Consider the following 22574-nt stretch of genomic DNA (forward strand, 5'->3'; position numbering starts at 1 on the left):
TCAGTCCCTCACGATCTCTCGCCAGGATATGCGCCCCTGCAAGTCGGCCAGGTTCACCTTCTCCCTCTCCAGCCCGCCGACTGCGGTGCCCGCGGTCAGGAGTCCAACACTGCCGTCCGAGATAAGGTTGCCCTGGGTGATCATGCTGTTGCTCCTCTGGCTGCCCAGCGTTCCCTTTACTTGCGTACCGTCCGACAGGACATAGATGACGTAATCGAGCGCGTTGAACACGCCGTCTCCATTGGCGTCGAAGTACGGATTACCCGTTGCTGCGCCGGTATAGGCATCGAGAGCATTCATGTATCCCGTGCCCTCAGTTGCGCAGGGATCTGCCGATGGCACGATACTGTTGACATTGAGCACCGCTCCCACCAGGTACGAGTCGGACACCACACGCTCCCCAAGCTTGTTGGCGGTGGCGTACGGCGGATTCACCATATCGATGTACCACCCCTTCATATTGTTCATGTCGTTGACCCTGGCCTGCTCGAACACGCGATCACCCGAGGTAGCCACCACATGCGCGACCTTGCGCTGCTTGAGGGTCGTGCGCCCGTCGTCAATGGACGAACCGCTATCGATCAGGCCATACCAGGTCTGCACGTCCTTGCTGCCAGGGTCGCCGGCGGTGATGTAACGGCCTGTTCCGAAGAAGATCCAGCGCTTGTAGGTGGCGGGATCGATCCCGATGGCGATACCGCCAGTAATGGGCTGCGCCTTGTGGGACGAATCCTTGGCCACGAACATCGGCTTCGCCACGCCGCCAGTCTTGAAGTACGAACCCCAGTTGCCCGTGTTCGTACTGCTGAGGTCGAACTTCCAGACGTTGCCGAGCAGGTCGCCTGCATAGACGTATTCGATATCACCCTGCGGATCACGATCGAGATTCCAGCCTTTCGGGGCGGCCAGGCCGTTGTCCTCGGTGGCCGAACCCTTGGCGGTATCGAGCTTGGCGATCAGCTCGCCCGTTTCCAGATTGATCACGAACAGGAACGCACGGTGATTGGCACTGTTCAGACCGTTGCCCACGACGACCACGGGAAGCAGGCCGTCCTGCGTGGTCACCTTGGTGATCACGGGACGAGTCAGCACGTTGCCAAGGTCGGCATCCGCGAACTCCCACATCACTTTGTTGGCGGTGAAGTTGCCTGGATCTGTCACGTCTAGCGCGTACAGGCCCTTGCCGCCGCGCCCCAGCGCGCCGACCAGAATGCTCTGGTTCGGTGTCTGCTCGCGTGTGGACACTGCGATCTCGCCGTCCACGAAGTACTGGTGCGTGTAGTCGTTGTGGCTCAGACTCTGCAAACCGGTCCAGCTCACGTTTCCGGGCACGTACGCGAACTTCTCGGCACCATCCAGAGCCGAGAACGCATGCAGCATCCCGTCGTTGGAGCCCACATACACTGTCTGTGTCGCATCCACGTAGGCGGGCGACGAGTTGACGATATCGCCCAGCACCTGGGTGCGGTTGCGGAGCGTGCCGCCATTCTGCCGCTCACCCGTACGCACTCCGCGCAGGTAATTCAGCACCGTCTCGCCGCCTAGCGCGGTCTTCTGGGCGCTGCTCAGGCTGTTCCAGGCGAACGGCACGCCCGCTGAACCGTTCCAGGTGAAGATCTTGCGATCTCCCGCATTGGCCGGAATGCCCGTCGAAGCCGTCCATAAGGTCCGGGTCGCATCGACGCCGCCCTGGTTTCTGACGACCGGAAAGGCCTTCACCTCGCCCGTCCAGCTGCCGGAGACATAGCTGGCCTGAAACAGACGCGTATCGGTTCCGACCGACGAGCTGTTGGCCGCGACGCTCGATGCCGACGCCTCACGTTCATTGATGCGTGTCAGCACATTCTGCATGCCGGAAGCGAACGCCACCGGCTCCTTCGCGCTGAAGAAGCCGCCGCGCGAGTTGACCGCCGCATGCAGAAGGTCGTCCACGTTGTAGACCGAATCGCCGCCGTTCGGGGCGAGGCCGGGCTCCGGCCAGCCCGTGCGCGCGCCCTCGCCGTAGACACCTTGGTAAGTGACGTTGGCACCGCTTTCGATGGCGGCGAAGGCGCGCTCCGGATTCACGCTCGTCGTCAGGCCCAGACCCACGCCGAAGGTGATGACGTGCTGCCAGAAGGCCGGATTCTGGCTGCTCGATCGGACGTTGTTGGTCAGATCCGTTCGCAGATCATTTGCCCAGTAGTACATGGCGGTGTCGGCGAGCGTGCCGGAGTATGCGTCGATGAACGGCACCCTCGGCGCGTAGCGGCGCTGCTCGCCCGTCGTTGGATGCGTGTACGTCGGGCCGATCGTGTTGTCGACGTTGCCGCTACGCCCGGCGTTTCCATTCCAGTAGCCGTCGGTCATCAGGATGTGGTAGTTCGCGCGGCACGAGACCTGCGGCGATGTCGAAGTGGTGCCCGGAGTGTCGGACCACGGCCCCCTGCTGTCGCTACGCGCGAAGTACTTTCCGATGACGTCGGCCGTCTCGCGCAGTGGTGTACCTCCAGCCATGCCCGTTGTGTAGAGCAGCGTATAGAAGTTCACCTTCTGCGTCGCATTGAACGCGCGCACCCCGCTTCGGATCTTCGGCGTGCTTACACCGTCGATGTCCCGTGCAGTCGAGTTGATGGTCGCAAAACCAATGCGAACGCGCTCCGTCTGCTCGACGAAAGCACGGCCCACGCCCGCGCGTGCAGTTAGCACACGCGACCGGTAGTACGTATACCAGTTTGCGAAGTTCTGAACTTCCTCCGCGTACGTACACGTCGCACCCATGCAGTCGGTACGGGCGGCCGACTTCGCGTAGGACGTTGTGGTGGATTTGATCTCCACCTTCGTGTAGCAGGTCGAGCTCTCATGGTTCGTGCACCGATCCATGAGGTAGTAGCGCGCAGGGTAGTAGGTTCGGTAGCTGGGGCTGTCGTTGCGACCGTCGGTGCCAGGCGCCCGACCGTTGCCGCTGGTGTAGCTGTACCAGACGGCTGCCTCGGTCAGGTTCACGGTCAGGTTACGGCAGCCCCGAGTGGCGTCCGCCGGATTGTTCAGCGCGCACGTAGCGCTGGCGTTCGGGAACAGGGTTCCGTCCGATGCCACCCACGGCAGGTATCGCACCGTTGGATCGTAGTACGACGCGTTGTGGCTCGGCGAGCGCGAGAAGCGGTTGAACCAGTCGTCTTCAACCGTCGTCACCACGAAGTTCTCGAGGTTGGCGTCAACGTAGATGTTGGAGGTGAGCGCCGGAAATCCGTAGTTGGGACTGAAAGCGGAGTTGGTGGTCCCGCCGCGTGGCGATTTGTTCTGTTCCGGCGTGATCTCGAACTGCATCGAACCCGAGTCGTCGAGCGTGAACATGATGTTCGGAGGCACGTTCACACCGGACTGCAGCGGCAGCTCCGGGAATTCGATCGTGGCACTCACCGGCAGCGCAATCAGCGTGGCCGAGAACGTCAGTCCAAGCGCTAATAGACGGTCACGGTAGGCCCTTCGGCGGCTAGGAGAACGCGACATTGGGGGCTTCTCGGTCAAGGCGTCATGTAGTTGGACTGCAGCAGGACATCGGCAGGGCCGCTGCCGCTGCGGGCGGTGATGCGATAGCGCGGTCGGAGGCACGTGGACTGGATCGGTACTTCCTGGTCGCAACCGGGCCATGCCGGATGCTTGCCCATGTCCTCGATAAAGAACTCTGGCGTGCCCTGTAGAGTCTTCAGTCCCGCTGTCGCCGGCCGCCAACTGGTGAAGTTGGTGTTGTTGTCCCAGCGGTCGACCTCCGTGGCGACTGGCATGGTGCACAGTCCATTGGCGCAGCCGGAGGTGAAGATCGGTGGAGGCGACACAATCAACAGGCTTTCGGCTTCGCGAAGGGCCGCCTCCGTCGCCTGGAAGCTGAGGCTGCGCGCGTACAAGTTCGCACTCATACGCTCTTCCAGCAGAGTGACGCGCAGCATGACCAGGCCGAGCACGGTCATGATGAGCAGCAGAATCAACGCCGTCACGAGCGCGACGCCGCCCTGATTCACAGGGGCATAAGGACCATGCTTCATGGCGTGCGGTTCCTGATGGCCACGATGTGCGTCAGCGTTCGGTTCAACGTCTGGTTTCCAACCGCGACCCGATCGCTGCTCACCACTGTCACCGCGACTTCCACCGCCGCGACATCTGCCCAGCTCGTAACGGCCGTGGAAGCGACGTGGTTGTCGCCGACCAGATAGGTCAGCTGAAGGTCGCTGACGTTCTCGGCAATTTCCTCGTTCGCGGATCGTGTTCCGCGGTACAGCGAGCGACCGCCTCGCCCGTTATTCCCGATGTACCAGCGTACCGAGCTCAGCTTTGTCAGCACCGAGTTCGGTCGGTACTGATAGGCGTTGCCGATGGCATCTCCGCAATCCGTCGGGAATCCGAGTCCCATGCTGCAATTGCCGGGTTCGCCACCGCCATGGGTCAGGATGACGGTATCGCTTGCGCTGTCGGCATCGTTGATCTGACCGATTGCGACCTGCGCGTAGTCGCAGATCATCACCGCGTCGCCAGGCACCAACCCGTGGGTCGCAGTGTTGAGCTGGATGGAGGCGGTGCCGGTGGTGTGCGCGACCACCGTGAAGCCTGGCGAGGCCGCCCCTGACTTCACCTCGATCGCGTCCGTTCCGCTCACGCGCGCCGTGACAGCGCTGCCGAATGCGGCGCCTGGAAATGGGACGGCATTGTCATACCCAAGAATGCCGGCGCCCCAGTTGGCCCACCAGTTTGCCGCCTGCGTGCTGTTGTTGATCACATTGGCGACAGGAGCCATCTTCGCGCACGGATTACCCGCGGCCTCGCGGATGTCGCGCGACATCATTTCGAACGCAATGCGCGCGGTCTCCTGCATTCGGCTCAGGCTCTCGGCCGTTCGCGAGGTCTGACGATTGCTGATGAACAGGCTGGCGGCGCCGCCGATGACGATGAGGCCGATCAAGAGGGAAACCATCAGCTCGATCAGGCTGAATCCCCGTTGACGGCGTTCAGGGGCCCTCATAGCCGTGTCCTGGTCTCGATGGAATACGTCCGCGCGGCCGTACGATCGCCAGTGCCACGCGCGTCGTCCCAGCGCAGGCCAACGATGCAGAGTTCCTCATTCATGCAAGCGACGCTGCCGCAGGCCGTGCTGCCCAGGCTCCTTTGCATCGCCTGCATCCAGCGACGACGCTCGTTATCGGCGCGAGTACCGGCGGTTGGCACCGCGCAGGTCCATTCGGCCAGGTTGTAATCGCCCGCGATCGCGGCGGCCCGGTTGGCGCGCAGAACGTCGAACATCGCGTAGCTCAGGATCACCGCTTCGCTGCGCTCGTAGGAGCTCTGGTTGTTGCGTAACGCAGTCGCCTGCAGTGCGGCCACGCCCAGCAGGCCAACGGCGAGCACCAATACAGCGACAAGAACCTCGAGCAGGCTTGCGCCCTTGGCCAGTCGGGCCGGATAGCACTGAATCTTCGACATCGCAGTCTCCATGCGATCAAGGGGCCACGCAGGTACCGTTTCCGTTGGCTGCTTCGACTGCCACCCGGCTGCCCGAGGCGATTGTCAGAAGCCGGCGGTTATCGGATGGCTTCGTAGTGGGAATGCAGACGCTGATCGTCGCGTTGAGCAACGCACTCCCGTTTCGCGCGAAGCCGTCGGGCCGGAACGTGACCAGGTTGTTCATCAGCGAGTTGCTGGCCAGCACAGATACCGGTGCGCGCACTTCACCGACGCGCAAGCGATCCTCGGCGTTCTGACGCGCACCGTCCCGGTTGGTGTCGACGAAGACCATCCACCCATCCCACGACGTGGCCGCGGCGGCGCAGGTCGTGCCGTCGTCACTGCGGCACACACTCACCCACTGCCTACGAGTTACGGCTTCGCTGCGAGCGAGCTGGACGGCCGTCACCAGTTCATTGGTCTGGGCTGCTAGCCGACTCGAATTGCGCACGATCTCGAAGCTGGGCACAGCCATGCCCATCAGGATAGCCAACACCACCAGCACGACCATCAGCTCCACGAAGGTCACGCCGCGCGCCCGGCCGGACGCAAACGGATCGGTCTTCCAGCGATACCGGTCTCCAATCATCGGCGTCTGGCTGCCGATCCGAGACTGCTGGACACGCGTTTCGTTTGGCATTCCCTCTGGAACGGTTCTTTCGAGCACGGTGTGATTGGTGGACTGGTAGGTCACGCCTACCCTTTTGCTTACAAGTTCTGCTGAGTCTTCTTCAGCACACGTCCCACCGCATGGGTCGCACCACGACTCTTGCTGGAAGGCGTCAGAAGGGTCGTACTCCATCGTGCGGGAGGAATATGCCGGCCGCTCACTCGTAACTAACTCGTTCCTCCGCACGTAATGGATCCTCCCCGGATCTGCGCTGGTATACGGACCTGAACGCACGTGGCGCGTCCGCAGCCTGTCGACGTCCATCGACCGATCGGAACCGACAAACGAGTTCGCTCATTCGTTCGTGCGGTTACATTTCGATGCGCAGATGATGGGCACTACCCGTTCCCGAGGAATTGACACCGCTCAACTTGAGCAGCCACAGGACTCGCCTTCGTGCGGTGCGCGCCATACGACAGGAACCTGGCGAGATCTGAACATTGCGTCGCTGACAGCGATCCGATCCCCCTTTCGCCAGCGACCTGTGGCTGGTGCGTATGCACGGCGGTGCTGCCTCATCTGCGGAGTCGTTGCCGCCTCCGGTCGAGCAGCAAAGAGGTCACAGTCGATGAAGGCCTTGGTTCAGCCCAGCCATCCGCTGAATCAGCGATCACGAAGAGCCCGGTTTTACAAGATTCTTCAAAGACGTTTCGTGGCGGTCCGTGATCAACTTTCTAATCTGTCAGCTGCGCGCACCGCCCCATGCCTTTCACTGCAACTCAACGCATCATCGTCCTCGCATGCCTCGCCTCCGGCCTTACCTTCGTGCGGCGGGCAGAAGCGGCGGTCTCATGCGTGACGGGACTTCCTACCGAGCGCATTGTTCAAGCATGGCGACAGACCGGTCTCAACTGGGATGTCGCCGTCAATCAGCCCGTTAACATCGCCATCGTGGAGTACACCTACAAGCTGACGAAGACGGGCAGCACGGCGGAGGACGTTGCATTCGAGACGCATTGGGGGGGCCAGCGCCAGCTGGCGACCCGACGCGAACGCAATGGCGTTCTATAGCGGCGCCCAGGGCTACGGACTTTCCGTGATGTTGGCCAACGGAGAGTACGGCACACCGTCTACGCAGGCTCGCTCGGTGATGACCTTATCGAAGGCGGGCACCTACGATCTGAAGACCATCGTCTACTTCGAAATACGCAAGGTCGCATCAACCACGACGAGCGGCACATTCGGCACCTTCGGTGGCTCGCTGCACCGGTCCGCGCAAGTCAAGTCGGGTGGGACGTGGTCGACAGCGACCAGTTGCACGGCTACCGGCGCAGTCATGGCATCGTCCCTCGCGTCGGGCGTTGGAACACCACCATCCGCCCAGGTGCCGGCGCTTGTGTGCACTCTCAACAAGGGACAAGCGATCAACATCACGCTGCCCGCCGTCGAGGCGCTCGCGATGACCCGCCTCGGCAGCCTGCCCAATGAATACCAGAAGCACGAGTACCCGCTGCATTACGTTTGCACCGGGACGGGCGGGGTCGCGAATCCAACCTACCGAATTGGCCTGGTCGGGACCAAGGCTGGCTCGACGAATGCACTTCAGAGCTCAAATCCGAATGTGGGGGTGATGGTCGAAGCTGTCGATAGCCGTGGCAGCGCACCTCAGACGCTCGTGCCTGGCACCGCCACCAGCGCCTCGCAAGTTCGCCTGTACGACGCCGGTCAAAGTGGAGGCGCCACGATGAAGTTGCTGAGCTATCCCGTGCGGAGCGGTGGAACGTCCGCGAGCGACGTGAAGCCCGGGAAATTCAGCGCCAGCGGAACGCTGCGGGTGTTCACCGACTAGCCAGGGCAAGGCGTTCGGCCGGTTCTGCCAGCCAAGGTCGGGTGGCGACTATGCCTGTCGTCGAGGCTTGTCAGCAACCCGGTAAACGCATCTGCGATGTTACGACGATGTCATTCCAAACTTGATTCGCATCAGAAGCGGGACCGACCGCTGCTCGCAGACTCCAAGGGTAGTCGCCATCGCGGGCACGCGCGCCACGGCCAGGAGAATCAGTTCATGCCTACGTTTGAAGAGGTACGAGAACAGCTCGCCGAGTTCCACACCTTCAACCACACTGGCTTCGGCAAGGAAGCCAGGTACCTGCCGCAGGTGCTTTCGCCCGATGAGAGGATCTACGCCTGCGCACGAGGCTTCGTCGACAACGCGACCTGGATGATCGTGTGCACTGGTACGCGCATCATCTTGCTATACAAGGGCATCTTCGTCGGCCTCAAGGTCAAGGAGATTCCGCTGAATAGCATCAGCTCGGCGACCTATGCCATTGGTCGAGTGAGTGGGGCGGTCACTCTGGTGGTGAATGGAAGCGAGGTCATCATCACGCACGTCAACAAAGACGCCGCCAAGTGGTTGGTCGATGTTGTGCGCTGGGCCTACGAGCACCTGAGCAACCCGATTGCTCCTTTCGCGCAGCCCGATCCCGCCAACGACTTGATCAGCAAGCTAGAACGAATCGGACGGCTTCACAAAAGAGGCCTGATTACGGATGCCCAGCTCGAAGAACAGCGAGAGCGCTTGCTCGCCAATCACCGGCACTGAGGCGGCGGGCGGTGCGGTGTTGGGGAACCGGACTCTGGACCGGAGTCACCGCACCGCCCACCAAAGGGCAGCGCAAGAATCGGCGGGCGGTGTGTTCCTGGTCACTCGGAATCGGGTAACGAGCGCCAGCTGAAGCCTCCATCCCGCCCGCCGAAAGGGTCCCACTCAATGCGTGGCGACGGCGGACGATGCTAGGCCCCCGTGCTCGGCTGAGGACGCCGAAAGCAGCATTCCTCGCATCGCCCGCCATCGGTGATCGGTGCGCACCTTGAGAATCATGGACAGGCGACGCGGTGTTATCACCACCTGGTCAAATCAGATCCCACCCACCGCAGCTTTGACATACCCGAATTGCAGACCGCGCCGACCAGAAGAACTAGCGGGTTGATTCAAAGCGACGGGGACGTCGCGCCAACATTTGGCCACCACTGGAGTTTGTGGCTATGGTCCAACGAGTCGCGACGTCCACGTGCTCCCCTAATGGTTATCTTCGACACATGGAAGGGCGAACTTCTTGATTCGGCGCAATTTCGACCATTCTCAGCGCCTACAACTTTTCGGATTCTCGAGCCAGTCCCTTGCGGTCTACGATGCGGGGCCCAGGCACTCCGACTGACCGGACTTACCATGAGTGTTCAAATGCTGATGGAGCCTTCTGCCTGTTATCAATCTTTGCAACGACGTGCAGGCGCTTTCACTCGCCGCCTCTCTCAGTGATTGCACTGGAACGGAGATGAACTTGGATAACTCGGAAGAACTGTTCGTGCCCATCGCCCTTCGCTTTCACATCGAGAGAGCATTGTGGCAAGCCCTGATACGTACACATCCGAACCCAAAGGCGTTTCATGACGCATGGCTTCTGCAACTTCCTGGATTGATGGAGCATGCCGAGAAGCTCAGAGGACAATCTCTAGGAACGACTGAGAGCGACCTTCGGAGCGCAATCGACGCGGTGAGCGCGGAGCTCTCGTTAGGAGTTGCCCAGCAGAAGGTGCAGGCGGCGTGCGACGAAGCTGTCTAGCTAGCGTCTGCAGCAGGTGTTCAGGTACGCGCTGCCAGCCCCACCGAGGACAGTTCGGCCACTTTAGGCGACGGCTCTTTCGCGCTCGCGAAAACCCAGCGGGCGGCCTGGGCGGAGCATGACCGTGTTCAGGGCGCATGCCATGCCTATTCCTAGTTCTTGGCGAGAAGCTCGGGTTTGACCTTAGTTCGTGTCGCAATCCAGAGCTTTAGCCGAGTTTTGCGAGGCGTGTTTACATAAGTAAATGATTTAATTGAATTTGCTATGTGGCATCAACTAGGGGCGCGGACACTGGCGCGGCGTTTCCCTACAACAGCGCCCCTGCTCCCGGCCGATATCGAGGCGAACGCCTCATTCCCCCGGGAGCGCCCGCATGACGGATTTCGACTTTGACGGTGATCGGTACGAATGGCGGCTGCGAGGCCGTCATCTCGTTTCCGCCGACGGCCAGCGTATGAGCCTTGAACGGCTGCGTGGCCTCATGTGGCGCGACAAGATGGAGCTCCGCCTCAAAGGCTACGCCAGCCGCCGTGCCGCCGAGGAAGCCCGGCGAGCCGCCAACCGACCCACGGTCAAGGTGCATCGCGGGATTGCCGCGTCCTGATCCGACCCCGACCAATGTCCGCTATCGGCCAGAAGCGGACGTTCAGCGCATCCAGCCTGAGCTCTTGGGCGAGATCGCAACGAAGTGAGGAACTGGCCGCTCGATGGGCTCGGTGGTCAAGCTGTAGCCCCACTGCACGCGCAGATCAAAAATGCCGTCGAAATCGGAATCGACGAGCGCCCAATTGCGATCGCAGCATCCAAAGTCATGCATCTCAAGATCGACGAAGCCGTCCAAGTTGTCGTCGTGGTACGTAATCTCGCCGAGATCTTCCGATCTCGACGCGCCAGGTTCGGACCGCGGCGCAGCCGGAGTGCTCGCGCATCCGGCCAGACTGATCGCGAAGACGAGAAGAAGGCCAAGGCATCCATGATTTTTCGGCGACACCATTTCCCCCTGCGGTGCTTGGTGCGGATCCATTCCGTGATATGGCGAGCTACCGCGCCCTCGAATGTCCGCCTAGGGTCGAAAGCCGACATTGCCAGCCGTCGGCGCCTCAGTTCTGCCGAACGTCCGCTATCGGCCATAAGCGGACGCTCGAAGCTATAGGAGCTCTTTCCATGCCAAAACATCGAGCGCTGTGTTCGATGACAACCATTGATGCAGATCCTTCGCGTCCTTCTCGCTATCCATACAAACAGTCTCCAACATGATCGAAGGCTGGCCGGGGTCGCCCACCACATGCGTCACTTTCAGGCGGCTATTGAAATCATCGCGCAAGCCGGCCAAAGCGCGCTTCATATCGCGGACATACTCCGGTCGAATGCGATCTGCTAGGTGAGAAGGAAGAACCTTGCCTTCGCCGAGGAAGGCAATCTCTTCTCCCGCTGAAGGCATACGTTCAATCTCGATATGGCCTTGGACTCGCCCGTAGGCATCCATCCCGTAAATGACAACATCGAAGTCAATAAGGAGCTTCATCGAGATGCATCTAATGTCCGCTATGGGTCGAAAGCGGACATTAGATGCCAGCCAACGGGGCTGCAACTACCAATCGGTCAGCGGGAGCCGGTCTCGATCATTCGGGCTCCAAGGTCGCCATAACCACTCACCTGTGGCGCGCTGATTGCTGCACTGGGTGAAGAAGCGGCCGCGTCCGCGGCCACAGCCGTAGGGGGGCTCGCCCCCTACACCCCCTGCCCCTCGTATCTCGCGCTCCAAAAGTTGGCGGCGCTGGGTGGCTTCGTCCAGGCGTCGCCGGCCCTGCACTTCGTCAAGGAACGGCTCGTACTGGCCGTCCTTCGCGATCATCCGGCAGCGGTTCGGTTCGATCATGTGCCCTGTGTCCTGTCCCGGCCATCGTGGCCGGAGGCCATGCAGAACACGCGAGTCGTCGACGAAGCAATCCCCACGTCCAGCGACACTAGGTTTTGGAGTCGGCTTGAAAGGATGGGCTTCGCTTTACCGTGCTCGTTGGCAACAATCATTCAGACGATCGTGCCTTTTGTTCCACTGCCCGGAACATGGTGTCGAGCATACGAATGTGCCAGCTTCCGATCGTACTGATTGGCCGCGTACCCAGGCCCGTTGTATGCGCGCGCGAAGCTCGCCCAGTCGTGCCGGCGCAATGGATCGAGGAATACCGCTCTGTCAACGAAACTGGCGAATGCGGCCAGCTGCGCATCGCCGCCTGCCATGTGCGCCTGCACGAAGCGCTCGACATCGGGAAAGCCGCACATCGCGTGGTTGAACCCCATCAACTGGAATGCCCCCCAGCTGGCGGACTTCAATGCAGCATCGCGATCGAGCGCAACAGCCGCTTCGAGCCGCTGCCATTCTCCCAGCGAAGAGCCGGCGTACTTCGACCGGTCCCAGCGCGCATAGCTCAACCGCGGAGCCGTCGTATCGAAGCGCCCTCCGGTCAGTCGATGAAACACGTGACCTTCGAAACGTACCTTAGGCTGCTGCGAGGGGGGCGGCAGGAAACCGGAGCCGCTGGACTCCACTTCGGCGACGGCGCGCAGGGCGGCCTCGTCCACGGCCAGACGCAGCGCACAGGCGCTCCATGCCTGCTCGGTGATCTCCCGGATCATTGCCGTCTCCTCGTCCGCGGCGCCGGTTCTCAGTTGAGCGTCAGCGTCAGATCGCTTGCATGTACGCCTTCGTTGCCGGAAGGGGCGACCGTCTTCGAGTTCGCTCCGCCGCCGCCCGTTCCACTGCTCCCGGCGGCACCGCCCGCAGTGCGGAACACGCCGCCGGCCTCGACGATCTCAGCGGTGCCCAGGCGCACCAGCGTGATCGCGGGCCCGCCGTTGCCGCCCGCGCCACCACCACCGCCACCGCCAGTGCCGCCCGATCCGCCCGATCCGCCGCGACCCGCGCTGCTGTCGTTGGTGCCGCAAAGCGTGCGCGACTGTCCGCCCTGCCCGCTCGCCGCATTCACTTCGCCTGCCGCGCCCACGTTGCCTTCGCCGCCCTTGCCGCCCCGTCCACCCGTGCCACCCAGCAGCGCGACATCCTGCACGGAGACTTTCGCCGCGTTGATCACCATCGCGAACGCGCCGCCTCCGAAGCCGCCGCTTTCGCCGCCGTTGCCACCGCAGCCGCCACGATTGCCGGCGTGTCCCGAGCCGCCCATCGCCGGGTATCCCACCAGGCACCAGCCGACGATGTTCCAGGAACCGCCCGGTCCGCCGCCGCCACCGCCGCCGCCCGCGCTTCCGGTGCCACCGTGCGGCGCCGACGCCGGACTGATCCATTGCAGATCCTGTCCGCGTCGGGAGAACGTGCCGTTGCCCGACGCCGCCGCCGCGGCCGGCGACCCTTCGATGCCCGCATCGCCGGTGCCCCCGGCATTGCCGTCGGACACGTTGTTCGCGCTGGGCCACATCGAACAGTTGCTGTTGCCACTGCCGCCGCCGCCACCGCCGTTCGCGGTGCGCCCGTTCAAGGTGAGCGACTGCCCCTGCGAGCCGTTGTGCTGCGCACAGACATCGTTGCCGTCCTTCGACTCGGCCCACCCGCCACCGCCACCCGCGCTGCAAAAGCCCTGGCCGGTCTGTCCGGTTTCGCCGTCGGCGCCGTTGCCCGCAACGCCGGCCTTGATCACCACGAACTTGAGCGTCGCGGGCACGCCGTCCACCACCAGGCCATAGGAGCTGCTCGCCGTCGTCTTGCTGCGATCCGGCCCGATGATCACCAGCTGCGACAACGAGACGCCCTTGTTGCGGATCGTCATCACGCGATCCGCGTCGGCACCGATGCAGGTGACCGTCTTCGTCGCACAGGGATCATCGCTGGCCTTGAGGACTTCGATCTGCTTGCTGGTGAGCAGCGTCTGCTGGGTGAACTTCGTGTCCCAGCCGCCTTCGATGGTCACGTTCTCCGGCGGCGCGAGCATTGCGCCGGTGAACCTGCCGGAGGAAACGCGCAACGTTCCGCCGCCTGTCGCGAGCGCGAGGCCGCGTGTCAACGTCGCGACTGCATGTCCGGCCGTGGTTCCGTCGGCCGTGTCGTTGCCTTGCGTGGAGACGTAGATGGTGGCGGCCTGCGCGCCCGTGGTCGCGACGGCGAGGCCGATCGCGATAGCGATTGCCACGGCGAGACGATCGACGAGCCGATCCGCTTCATGTGGAAATGAATACATGGTGCCCTCCTGACTGGGTCTGGATCGCAACGCGGACGTACTACTCGCTCTCGTCGTTCTCATTAATCGAATCTCTTTCCACCTTCAGGTCATTCTTTTCATTGCTGCTCTGCTGGAGATCTGCCTGGGCAATGCGCACTTCTTCCTCGAGTCTCGTCTTCTCCGCCTGCTTTTCTGCCTTCTTGAGCATCTCCTTCAGAGCTTCCACCTTCTTTTCTAAGCCCACAATCTGCTCGTCCATGCCGCTCATGGCGTTCTCAACCTTGTAAACGAATCCGGCGTTCGCCTTGATTTCCTTCGTCGCCGCGGCAATCTTCTTCAGATCTTTGCCGTAGGCTGACAGGCTATCGACCGACATCTTGCTCAGCTCGATGGTCTTGTCCGAACCTTCCTTCTTCGTCTCCCGGGCAACCTGCTTCTTGTAGATCACGATGCCCACCAGGATCGACCCGATCGCCGCCACCGCCGCCACCACGGTCGAAACCACGTTGGCCACTTCGGCGGCCTGCTTGTTCTCGGTATCCGGTTCGACGACGGTGAGCTGCGGGCTCGCAATCGCCGGTTTCATGACGCAACTGCGATCGCTCATCACCCGCACGATGGGCTGGAAGGTGCTACCCGGGTCGGTGCCGCTATCCACAGTGCCGCTCAACTTCAACGTCACGAGTCCAGGCTTCTGGATATCGAGCGATGGAGCTACCGGCGATTCGCTCCAGTTCAGCCCCCCGGGCTTGCTGTCCTGCAGGATCCGCCACGTGAAGGGTTGTTGCCCTCTCGTTGCGGTGATCGCCGCGGAGTACTGCTTTCCGCGCGCGGCGGGCATCCAGGTCCCACCGACGATCTCGAGCGCGTCACGGCTGTCCATTTCGATCGGAACGTGCAGCAGGAACGGAACCTCCACCTGCGTTCCCGTGCCGACCACGGTGAAGCTGCCGTCGCCATTGGGCGCGTACAGCGTGCGCGTGACCGTGAGCCGCTTGGCATCCGTCCTCGGCAGGGCGCTGACGTGGTAGCTCTTGTGTCCGACGACCTGCGTCTCGCCCGTCGTGCCACGCACCAGCGCCGATGCCTTGGTGAAGTCGCCGATGGCACTCATCACCGAGGTATCCGGCCCGTTGCCGCCCTCCCCGTCGTACGGACAGGTGGTATCGATCGGCTGCGCAAACGCGATGAGTCCCGGCTGGCGCGGGTCGTCGATCGCCAGATCCAGGCGCAACCCCGCCGGGTCGATGCCCGAGAACGCCGTCAGGCTCATGCGCACTTCGTAGAAGTCGGTTTCCACAAGGCCCGGCAGTTCGTATGCGCTCGCGTCGAGTACGCCGACACAGGCGTTGGCCAGTCCGAGCTGCGGAATGCCATCCGTGTCGAGTTGCTGGTACGACTTGAGCGTCGTCGCTTTCGGGTAGAAGCGCGTTTCGGTGGCCGGCGGCGTGTACGTGAACATCGCCACGCGACCGGTGGCATTGCCCTGCGCGTCGGTCTCGTCGACGCGGAATCCGGACACGGTCTGTGCACCGGCGCCCGCACCCAGCTTGATCGAGTCGCCAGCGAACAGGTCGGCCGGCGTCTTGCGTCCGGCATCACTGGCGGCCGCGATGAGCTTGCCGACGTCGAACGTCGAGTCGTAAGGCGTGCGACAGAAGTCGACCACCGATCCACCGAGCGTCGCCGTGAACGCGGCGGGCCGTGCCGCATTCGCACGCAACGACCTGCGTGGCGCGGGCGATTCCTTCTTCGTCGGCAACAACACGCTCGCATCCAGAAGCGCGTCGGCGTAGCCCGTCATCGTGCGGACCTGGCCCGTCGTTTCGAACCACAGGTAGCACTTGCGTTTGCCGCCCGAGGTGCAATGCATGTCCATCGTCAGGCGCGTGGAGTCGCCCTTCGTTGCGGGCAGCGCGCAAGAAATCACCCCGGCGCGATAGAACACGTCCGTGCCCTGGCGGGCGCCCACGCTCACGGAGAGCTGCTGCGTCGCCGGATCGCAGGCGATCACCAGCGGATCGTCGGCCAGCTCCCACAGCTCGGTATCGGTGTAGCGCAGCTGATAGGTACCCGCCCAGATCGCCGGCGGCTCCTCGCCGCGATCGTGAAGCACGCCTGCCGCTGTGGAGACGCCGCGCTTTCCCTGGAGTTTCCGCGGTACGGAGTCCAGCGCCTTGATCGTCAGAACACCGTCGACCGTCACCTGGAAACGCTCGGCAAGCGCCTCAAGATCCGTGTCGGCTGCAGTGAGGTCGACCCCGTCCGCCGACGTCCCGAACGCGATGTCGAGCGCCACCTGATCGTTGTCGACCACCAGCCGTCCGTTGGCGAACGCTCCGCCCTCGCTCGGGCCGCGGAACACCTCGTCGGTGCCATCCAGCAGCAGGCTGATGTCGGTCGAGTTGATCAGCAGCGCATGCACGTGATCCTGCTCGTCGAGCAGCGCGTAGTTGCCGGCCCAGACGCCGGCATGCGCCGCATGCAACTGGTCGTACTGGGCGCCGAGGCTGGCCTGATCCGTCGCATAGCCCAGCGACTGGATCGCATCGTCGATCGCCTGGTTGACCTCATCGTCCGAGGGGTCTGGCTCGTTGTCGAACAGGTCGTTGACCGCCTGCGACGTTGCATTGAGCATCTCCAGTGCCGACATCGGGTCCTTGCCGTGCAGGAGTACGAGCGCGCGAGCGACCTGCTCGCTGGAAGTCAGTTGCGGTGCCATGGATTCCTCCTGGATGGGTCCTTGGTCTTGCGGATACGGCGCCGACGATGTCCCAGTGCTAACGGCGCGAAAGCAGTGCGGCACCGAGCGAGGCGCGGAAGATCACGCGGAAGTGGACGTCGAGGTTCACCTGCGACACGTCCTTGACCGCACGCAAACCGGTGTTGAGGCCTCCATCCGGAATCGACAGCTGGAACGGCACGTAGATGCCGCGTTTGTCGACGTACTCGTCGCTGACCTCGCCGGCCGCGTCTCCGGCCATGCCGTTGTTGGTCTGGTCGGATAGCGAAATGTCGGTGTAGTGAGCGAACTGCGTGCTGATGGCCTTCTGTTCGTAGCCGTAGTAGCGCGCGTTCGGCGGCACCTTCGCGTCGACGATGTAGGCGCTGGTGCCCAGCTTGATGTGGAACTGCACGGTGCCGCTGTCGGTCTGGATACCTTCGATCCACGGGTTGACGTGCGTGATGCGGATGTCCCAGTCGCGGCCCGCGATCAGCGGATAGGCCGCCACGCCGGTCGGGATCTTCGGCGCGGTGGTGGACGCGACGCCGGCCGCATCGATGTAGCGGCCCGTGAACGTCGCCGGCTGCACCACCTGGAGCCATACCGCGCGATGCGCCAGCAACGTGGTGAGCACTCCCGCGTCCTGCGGCGCGGAATTGCCGCGCACCGAGATGTAGAAGGTGCTCTTCTTGTCCACGGCGGTCGCGTCCGGCGCCTGGATCACGATCGACTGGCTGCCGGCGTTGTACTGCGCCAGGCGGTAGCGGACGCTGCTTGAATCGTCGCTGCCGACGACCGCACTCTTCTCTATGTCCCAGTTCCCGTCCGCCTGGTCCGCCATCGCCTGCGCGGATGTGGCGTCCGCCGCCGACCAGAACGCGGAGATGTTGCCGACGAAATCGTCGTCTGGCAGGTCATCGTCCAGCGTCACGTACGCGAACTTGCGCAACATCTGCGCGCGCAGGTCGGCGGTCCGTTCCAGATTGGCCAGGTACATACCGGTGTAGATCTGCACCGCATCGACCAGGTTGCCCGACAGCTCCTGCTGTGTGCTTTCGTCGAGCGTCTGCTTCTTCGCCAGCGCCGCCTGATAGTCCTCCCACTCCTTGGCGAGCTGGTAGACCTTGTCGTTGTAGTCCATCCAGATGTCATTCTTGTAGTTCACCTTCTGGCGCAGCGCAGCGACTTCATCGAGAACGTCCGTTCCCGCATCACCGAGAACCTTGGTGAAGCGCGACACGTAGGCGTCGATGTTGTCGAGCGAGGTGAGGATGGCCTGGTCGAGCCGGCCCACTTCCTGGTTCGGAACCATGCCGTTGACCATCTTTGCCAGGTCGTCGACGCTGCCCGTCATCTGATGGAGCTGGGTGATGACCGCGTCCTTGGCCATCGAGTTTCCCGTGTCGTCGGTGACGTCGTTCTTGGCCTTCTCGTAAAGGCTGAAGCCTTCTGCGGCGCCCATCGCGAATAGCGCGGGCGGGTCGCCGGCGACGAACAGCATGCTCTTGATCGATGAAAGGACGTCGTCCACGCCGATTCCGATGGCGCTGTTGACCTTGTCATCCAGGCCGGCGAGGTCCTGCCCCAGCCGTGCGATGGCCGTGTTGCAGTCCGAGTCGGCGGCGTTGAGCGCGCCGAGCATCGAGGCCGCATCCACGCCGCTGTTGTCGGTCGAACCGAACAGGATCTTCTTCAAACCATCGACTGCATTCTTGTGCATGTCTACGGCGTATTGGGCGGCGTTCCTCAGGTTCTCGAGGTCCGCGTTTGACTTGATCGCATCGGACAGTTGGGAGCGCAGCTTGATGTAGTAGTCCCGCACGTCCTTCTGGTGCACGAAGTCCTGGTCGACGTAACTGAAGATCGTGTCCAGCGGCATGGGCGAAACTGAGGTGACACTCATCCCCCACATCGTTTTGCCCGACAGGTACCAGGCATCCATGAGCTTGAGCGCGCGCGCGATGCTGTCCTTCGCCGACCGCTCCGGATCGTCCGCGACGTCGGCGATGCACTGCGCGCGCAGGTCGTCGCCGACATCGCCGAAGGCGTAGCAGTAGCGGTTGCTCCACTTGATCAGCACCCCCAGCGCGACCCAGGTCGGATCGATCGCGCTGGGCATGGTCATCGTCATCGGCTGGTTCTTGAGGTACTCCAGCTTGACGCGGTGATACAGCAGCGCCCAATAGTGCGCGTCGCACCCCACTGCGACGGCGGACACGTCGCCGACTGCCTGCGTCCCGCTGCCGTCGGCCGCGACCAGGTCGTCGGGCTCCAGCAGGATGGTGTCGTTGCTCTGTCCCGGCTGCACCGGCTCCGCGTACGAACCGTAATGGTTGTTCTGCTGCGAGGGATCGTAGGCCGCGCCCGGCAGGCCCGGATCTCCATCGGGTCCTGCATCGCTCTGCGCGCCGACCCAGTCGAGCAGATTGAGACTATTGCCGTCCTTGTCGACCACGGCATTGCACACCAGCCGCACCGTGCCGCCGTCGCCGCCGCTCCCGCCGCGCCCCGCATCGCCGCCGACGAGCCCGGGTATCCAGTTCTTCACGTTCTGTCCGCCCACGCCTGCGTTGCCGCGCGCGCCATTGGCCATCAGATTGAGTTTCTGATGCAGCACCAGCGTCTCGCACGCGATGTCGATGATGCCGCCACGGGCACCCTGCTCCGCCCAGCCCGCCCCGGGATCGGTGGCAAACCAGTTGCTCCACGGATTCGCATCGCTGCGGTGGTTGAGCGCATAGGCGATGTCGTCCCCGCCCCCCGCCTTCTGGCTGGCACTGGACAGCGCAACGCTGACGTCGGGCAGGATGTGCGTTTCGCAGCGATCGTCGACATAGCCCGAGACGTCGATCGTGGTGACCTTGTCGGCGGTCTCCAGAACGGTAAGGGTCCGGCAGCGGATCCGGATGTTGCGACTGGCCGAAGGTCCGCGATCGCGATGCAGCAGATCGCCCGCCAGGATCACGTCCAATCCGTAGACGACCAGGTCGTTCTCGTCGGCCACGACCGTGGCGTACTGCGCCAGCGCCAACGTCGAAGCGATGGTCACCTCGTCAACGGCCGAATAGATGACGGTGTTTCCCGCGGTCGTGATCAGCTGTGTAGCCGGATCCTTGACGGGAGGCGTGTCCAGCTGCAGGAAGAACGGATTGACCGCGTCGGCGAGATTCATGTTCGCTCCATCCACATTGGTCCGCCCGAAGGGCGATGCACGAATCCGGTTGTGGTCCGTGCGTTGGCGACGAAGATAGGAAGCGCGATTGGTACCCGGCAATTCCGAATCGGATCGAACCGTTCCCTCAGCGCTTCTCATCCGCCGCCGTGCCCACGCCGTCGTCGGATGGCGTCGCGGCGGGAGCATTCGATGGGCACGCGTACGACGCCGGCAGCACATACGAGGTGTGCTGCGGAAGGTTGAACTGGAATCGGTGGTACAGCGTCGCGCACATCAGACCCGAACCCAGCAGGGCGAGCACGATGCCCGGCGATGCCGTGCGCAAGCTGAACTTCAACTTCGGTGCCTCGCCTTCGAAAGACGAGTCGGGCATTTGCAGGCGTCCCAGGACAAACACGGCGCCCACCAGGCACAGCACCGTCCCCGTCAGGAATCCAAGGTGCAGCAACGAGGTCTGTCTGAGGACCACGGCATTGATCGTCTGTTGCCGGTGCAGCAACGCCTGATGTTCGAGGGCAAGCAGTCCGGCCCAGGCCTCGGGCATCGGCTCGCCCGGACGCGATCTGCCCTGCGGAAGCTCCAGACGTACCTCGCTGGGCTTCATCCTGAGGTCGGAATGCATCATCAGCACGTGCACGGAACTGCTGACGAAGAATGCAAGCCCGGCCAGGACGATGGCACGCGTCATGAACGGGAGCAGCGCTCGTTGCCATCCGGCATCGGTTGCCATGTTCATGGCGTTCTCCAGCCGGCTGCCTCAGTCGCGGAAACCGCGCCACCAAGACGTCGAATCACTTTCCGGTTCGCTTCGCGCAAGGCATCGAAGCAATGGCCGAATGCCCACTCGTACGGTTCCTTCCAGGACTTGTGGTAAGCGTGCCACGTGATGCGAAGCGCTCGCGCTCGCGCCAACTCCGATCGCATGACGGGCCCTCCCGCAGGCATGCAGTCCTCGTGCGACAGGACGCGATCCTCAAATGCACAGCGTCCCAGCGACGCGCGGCACTCGATCAGTTCCGACACGACGCCCCAGGTCAGATTCCGATATTCGAGGCGCGGACTTGGCCAACGGCGCGTCTGCGCGAACTCCAGAATCGTCCGCTGCCGCTCCAGTGCTCCGGCAGCTCGTGAAGCGTTTCGCACGGATCCAAGCTCAATCTGCGAGATCGAGTACGTGAGTCGCGCGACGACGAGGTCGATCGATCGGTTCTTGCACTCCTTGAGCACACGCGCAAGCAGCATCTTCTCGATGTCTCTGCTGCTGGTACGCATGGCGCATGGCCTGAAGACCAGGCAGAACAACTCGCGCGAAAACTCGTCCGGGACGCCCAGAATCGCCGCTTCGATCTCCTCTTCCGAGTGCCTTCCTTTACGGGAGCGCTGCCCTTGTCGCTCCATGACCGATCGCTCCATCGATGCGTCTCCTGTGAAGATGGTCCCTGAGCACCATCCGGGTGACGCGTCGTTGTACGACCAGCCACCGTGGGGCGCGCGCGGCTCGCAGGTGCGATGCCGGCGTCGACTCCCGAAGGAACGCATGTGTGTGGCTTGGAAGCGTGCTGGCGGGTTTGACCGCGACGCATCGCGCACTAGAGCCGACCGCTCGGGCGATACGTTATGTGGCGTCGTTCGTACCGGTCGAGTACGAGCTCCTCTGGAGACCGAGGGCTGTATCCGCTATCGGCACAGAGATCACCGCCGACGGTGGCATGAGTCAACCGTGGCCGATCACCACGCGCAATCCCGTTACCGCTATACAGCTTTCTGGTCTGCGCGGGCGCCGCCCCTGGGTCTCCTGCGCCCCCCAACAGGACATCCGACATGAATCGCCCGATCTCGATGGCACGAACGCTCATGGTGGCAATGCTGATCGCGGCCATGCCCGCACTTGAATCAGCTGCCGAGGTACGGCCGTTCCCGGACGGATTTCACGAGAGCCAGATGGCGGTGAGCGGAGGCACGCAGTACGTCCGCGTTGGCGGAAAAGGACCTGCCGTGGTCCTGCTTCATGGCTTTGGCGACACAGGCGACATGTGGGAGCCGCTCGCAGCCAGGCTCGTCAAGGACCACACGGTGATCGTGCCTGACCTGCGCGGCATGGGGCTTTCGTCGCACCCCGAAGACGGCTACGAGAAAGCGGCGCAGGCACGTGATCTGGCCGGCATCCTCGATAAGTTGAAGATCAAGAAGGCGCAGCTTGTGACGCATGACATCGGCAACATGGTCGGATACGCGCTCGCCACGCACTATCCGGAACGCGTCACGTCGTGGGTGGTGATGGATGCGCCCCTCCCCGGCATGGGAACCTGGGAAGCGCAACTGGTCAACCCGAGAGTGTGGCACTTCAACTTCCGCGGTCCCGACGTGGAGCGCCTGGTGGCGGGTCGCGAGCGAATCCTGCTCGATCGCTTCTACAACGATCTGGGCGGAGACCCCAGCCGTATCGACGAACAGACGCGCCAGCACTACGCCGAACTCTATGCCCGCCCCAACGCCATCCACAATGCATTCAGTGGGCAGTTCGAGGCGTTCTCCCGCGACGCCGAAGAGAACAAGGCCACGTTCGCCAGAACGGGGAAGATCACCATTCCGGTCCTGGCGATCGGTGGCGACAAATCGTATGGCACGTCCATGAAGACCGAGCTGGAGTACGTCGCATCGAATGTCGAGGGCGGCGTCATCCAGAACTCGGGACACTGGATCATGGAGGAACAACCTGATCAGGCGATCGATCTGATCGTACCGTTCATCGCGAAACACTGAGGCGGAACGAGGGCGGATGCTTCAATCG

At 62.9% G+C, this 22574-nt stretch carries 18 protein-coding genes; 5 read left to right on the forward strand and 13 right to left on the reverse strand.

Annotated features, from left to right (window positions below; genetic code table 11):
• The 5 genes from QLQ15_RS13360 to QLQ15_RS13380 are packed head-to-tail and all read right to left on the reverse strand — an operon-like array spanning position 1 to position 6169.
• A complete protein-coding gene (locus tag QLQ15_RS13360; protein WP_283213257.1) occupies positions 1-3510 on the reverse strand; it encodes a pilus assembly protein in 3510 nt (1169 codons plus the stop codon).
• Entirely contained in the window at positions 3507-4025 is a 519-nt protein-coding gene (locus tag QLQ15_RS13365) for a pilus assembly PilX family protein (protein WP_283213258.1), read from the reverse strand. The genes QLQ15_RS13360 and QLQ15_RS13365 overlap by 4 nt, the downstream gene beginning before the upstream one ends.
• Positions 4022-4996 carry a PilW family protein gene (locus tag QLQ15_RS13370; RefSeq protein WP_283213259.1) on the reverse strand — a complete coding sequence of 325 codons (975 nt, stop codon included), beginning with the start codon at positions 4994-4996 and terminating at the stop codon, positions 4022-4024. Before QLQ15_RS13370 ends, QLQ15_RS13365 begins: the two co-directional genes overlap by 4 nt.
• Entirely contained in the window at positions 4993-5454 is a 462-nt protein-coding gene (pilV, locus tag QLQ15_RS13375) for a type IV pilus modification protein PilV (RefSeq protein WP_283213260.1), read from the reverse strand. The genes QLQ15_RS13370 and pilV overlap by 4 nt, the downstream gene beginning before the upstream one ends.
• Positions 5455-5470: 16 nt before the next feature.
• On the reverse strand, positions 5471-6169 hold the full coding sequence (locus tag QLQ15_RS13380; protein WP_283213261.1) for a GspH/FimT family protein: 699 nt from the start codon (positions 6167-6169) through the stop codon (positions 5471-5473).
• A 678-nt stretch (positions 6170-6847) separates the two neighbouring features.
• On the opposite strand from QLQ15_RS13380, the gene QLQ15_RS13385 reads away from it, so the two are divergent.
• The 4 genes from QLQ15_RS13385 (at position 6848) to QLQ15_RS13400 (ending at position 10315) form a co-directional block, all read left to right on the forward strand.
• Entirely contained in the window at positions 6848-7156 is a 309-nt protein-coding gene (locus tag QLQ15_RS13385; RefSeq protein ID WP_283213262.1) for a hypothetical protein, read from the forward strand.
• A complete protein-coding gene (locus QLQ15_RS13390) occupies positions 7143-7934 on the forward strand; it encodes a fimbrial protein (RefSeq protein ID WP_283213263.1) in 792 nt (263 codons plus the stop codon). The genes QLQ15_RS13385 and QLQ15_RS13390 overlap by 14 nt, the downstream gene beginning before the upstream one ends.
• 216 nt (positions 7935-8150) lie before the next feature.
• Positions 8151-8690 carry a PH domain-containing protein gene (locus QLQ15_RS13395; protein ID WP_283213264.1) on the forward strand — a complete coding sequence of 180 codons (540 nt, stop codon included), beginning with the start codon at positions 8151-8153 and terminating at the stop codon, positions 8688-8690.
• Positions 8691-10084: 1394 nt separating this feature from the next.
• Entirely contained in the window at positions 10085-10315 is a 231-nt protein-coding gene (locus QLQ15_RS13400) for a hypothetical protein (RefSeq protein WP_283213265.1), read from the forward strand.
• A 42-nt stretch (positions 10316-10357) separates the two neighbouring features.
• On the opposite strand, the gene QLQ15_RS13405 is transcribed toward QLQ15_RS13400, so the two are convergent.
• The 8 genes from QLQ15_RS13405 to QLQ15_RS13440 all read right to left on the reverse strand — a co-directional run bounded on the left by QLQ15_RS13405 (position 10358) and on the right by QLQ15_RS13440 (position 21196).
• On the reverse strand, positions 10358-10735 hold the full coding sequence (locus tag QLQ15_RS13405) for a hypothetical protein (RefSeq protein ID WP_283213266.1): 378 nt from the start codon (positions 10733-10735) through the stop codon (positions 10358-10360).
• Between the two features lie 123 nt (positions 10736-10858).
• Complete coding sequence (locus tag QLQ15_RS13410) at positions 10859-11236, reverse strand: hypothetical protein (protein WP_283213267.1); 378 nt, start codon at positions 11234-11236, stop codon at positions 10859-10861.
• 506 nt (positions 11237-11742) lie between these two features.
• Positions 11743-12348 carry an N-acetylmuramidase family protein gene (locus QLQ15_RS13415; protein WP_283213268.1) on the reverse strand — a complete coding sequence of 202 codons (606 nt, stop codon included), beginning with the start codon at positions 12346-12348 and terminating at the stop codon, positions 11743-11745.
• 29 nt (positions 12349-12377) lie between these two features.
• A complete protein-coding gene (locus QLQ15_RS13420; protein WP_283213269.1) occupies positions 12378-13853 on the reverse strand; it encodes a hypothetical protein in 1476 nt (491 codons plus the stop codon).
• 88 nt (positions 13854-13941) lie between these two features.
• The gene (locus tag QLQ15_RS13425) at positions 13942-16605 is read right to left on the reverse strand and encodes a BAR domain-containing protein (RefSeq protein WP_283213270.1); all 2664 of its coding nucleotides are present in this window, start codon (positions 16603-16605) and stop codon (positions 13942-13944) included.
• Between the two features lie 58 nt (positions 16606-16663).
• The gene (locus tag QLQ15_RS13430) at positions 16664-19780 is read right to left on the reverse strand and encodes a hypothetical protein (RefSeq protein ID WP_283213271.1); all 3117 of its coding nucleotides are present in this window, start codon (positions 19778-19780) and stop codon (positions 16664-16666) included.
• A gap of 127 nt (positions 19781-19907) precedes the next feature.
• Positions 19908-20519 carry a hypothetical protein gene (locus tag QLQ15_RS13435; protein ID WP_283213272.1) on the reverse strand — a complete coding sequence of 204 codons (612 nt, stop codon included), beginning with the start codon at positions 20517-20519 and terminating at the stop codon, positions 19908-19910.
• Positions 20516-21196 (reverse strand): hypothetical protein, encoded by a 681-nt coding sequence (locus QLQ15_RS13440; protein WP_283213273.1) that lies wholly within the window; start codon positions 21194-21196, stop codon positions 20516-20518. The genes QLQ15_RS13435 and QLQ15_RS13440 overlap by 4 nt, the downstream gene beginning before the upstream one ends.
• A gap of 408 nt (positions 21197-21604) precedes the next feature.
• Here QLQ15_RS13440 and QLQ15_RS13445 point away from each other — a divergent pair, with 408 nt between their 5' ends.
• Positions 21605-22546: an alpha/beta fold hydrolase gene (locus tag QLQ15_RS13445; protein WP_283213274.1), complete on the forward strand. Its 942-nt coding sequence runs from the start codon at positions 21605-21607 to the stop codon at positions 22544-22546.
• Positions 22547-22574 lie beyond the last annotated feature (28 nt).

This window comes from Lysobacter stagni (assembly GCF_030053425.1).
Lineage (GTDB): Bacteria > Pseudomonadota > Gammaproteobacteria > Xanthomonadales > Xanthomonadaceae > Lysobacter_J > Lysobacter_J stagni.

Excerpts from the sequence above, each read along its gene's own strand:
- QLQ15_RS13365 (WP_283213258.1), bottom strand. The coding sequence starts at position 4,025 with ATGAAGCATGGTCCTTATGCCCCTGTGAATCAGGGCGGCGTCGCGCTC.
- QLQ15_RS13370 (WP_283213259.1), bottom strand. The coding sequence starts at position 4,996 with ATGAGGGCCCCTGAACGCCGTCAACGGGGATTCAGCCTGATCGAGCTG.
- pilV (WP_283213260.1), bottom strand. The coding sequence starts at position 5,454 with ATGTCGAAGATTCAGTGCTATCCGGCCCGACTGGCCAAGGGCGCAAGC.
- QLQ15_RS13385 (WP_283213262.1), top strand. The coding sequence starts at position 6,848 with ATGCCTTTCACTGCAACTCAACGCATCATCGTCCTCGCATGCCTCGCC.
- QLQ15_RS13390 (WP_283213263.1), top strand. The coding sequence starts at position 7,143 with ATGGCGTTCTATAGCGGCGCCCAGGGCTACGGACTTTCCGTGATGTTG.
- QLQ15_RS13395 (WP_283213264.1), top strand. The coding sequence starts at position 8,151 with ATGCCTACGTTTGAAGAGGTACGAGAACAGCTCGCCGAGTTCCACACC.
- QLQ15_RS13400 (WP_283213265.1), top strand. The coding sequence starts at position 10,085 with ATGACGGATTTCGACTTTGACGGTGATCGGTACGAATGGCGGCTGCGA.
- QLQ15_RS13405 (WP_283213266.1), bottom strand. The coding sequence starts at position 10,735 with ATGGATCCGCACCAAGCACCGCAGGGGGAAATGGTGTCGCCGAAAAAT.
- QLQ15_RS13410 (WP_283213267.1), bottom strand. The coding sequence starts at position 11,236 with ATGAAGCTCCTTATTGACTTCGATGTTGTCATTTACGGGATGGATGCC.
- QLQ15_RS13415 (WP_283213268.1), bottom strand. The coding sequence starts at position 12,348 with ATGATCCGGGAGATCACCGAGCAGGCATGGAGCGCCTGTGCGCTGCGT.
- QLQ15_RS13425 (WP_283213270.1), bottom strand. The coding sequence starts at position 16,605 with ATGGCACCGCAACTGACTTCCAGCGAGCAGGTCGCTCGCGCGCTCGTA.
- QLQ15_RS13430 (WP_283213271.1), bottom strand. The coding sequence starts at position 19,780 with ATGAATCTCGCCGACGCGGTCAATCCGTTCTTCCTGCAGCTGGACACG.
- QLQ15_RS13435 (WP_283213272.1), bottom strand. The coding sequence starts at position 20,519 with ATGAACATGGCAACCGATGCCGGATGGCAACGAGCGCTGCTCCCGTTC.
- QLQ15_RS13440 (WP_283213273.1), bottom strand. The coding sequence starts at position 21,196 with ATGGAGCGATCGGTCATGGAGCGACAAGGGCAGCGCTCCCGTAAAGGA.
- QLQ15_RS13445 (WP_283213274.1), top strand. The coding sequence starts at position 21,605 with ATGAATCGCCCGATCTCGATGGCACGAACGCTCATGGTGGCAATGCTG.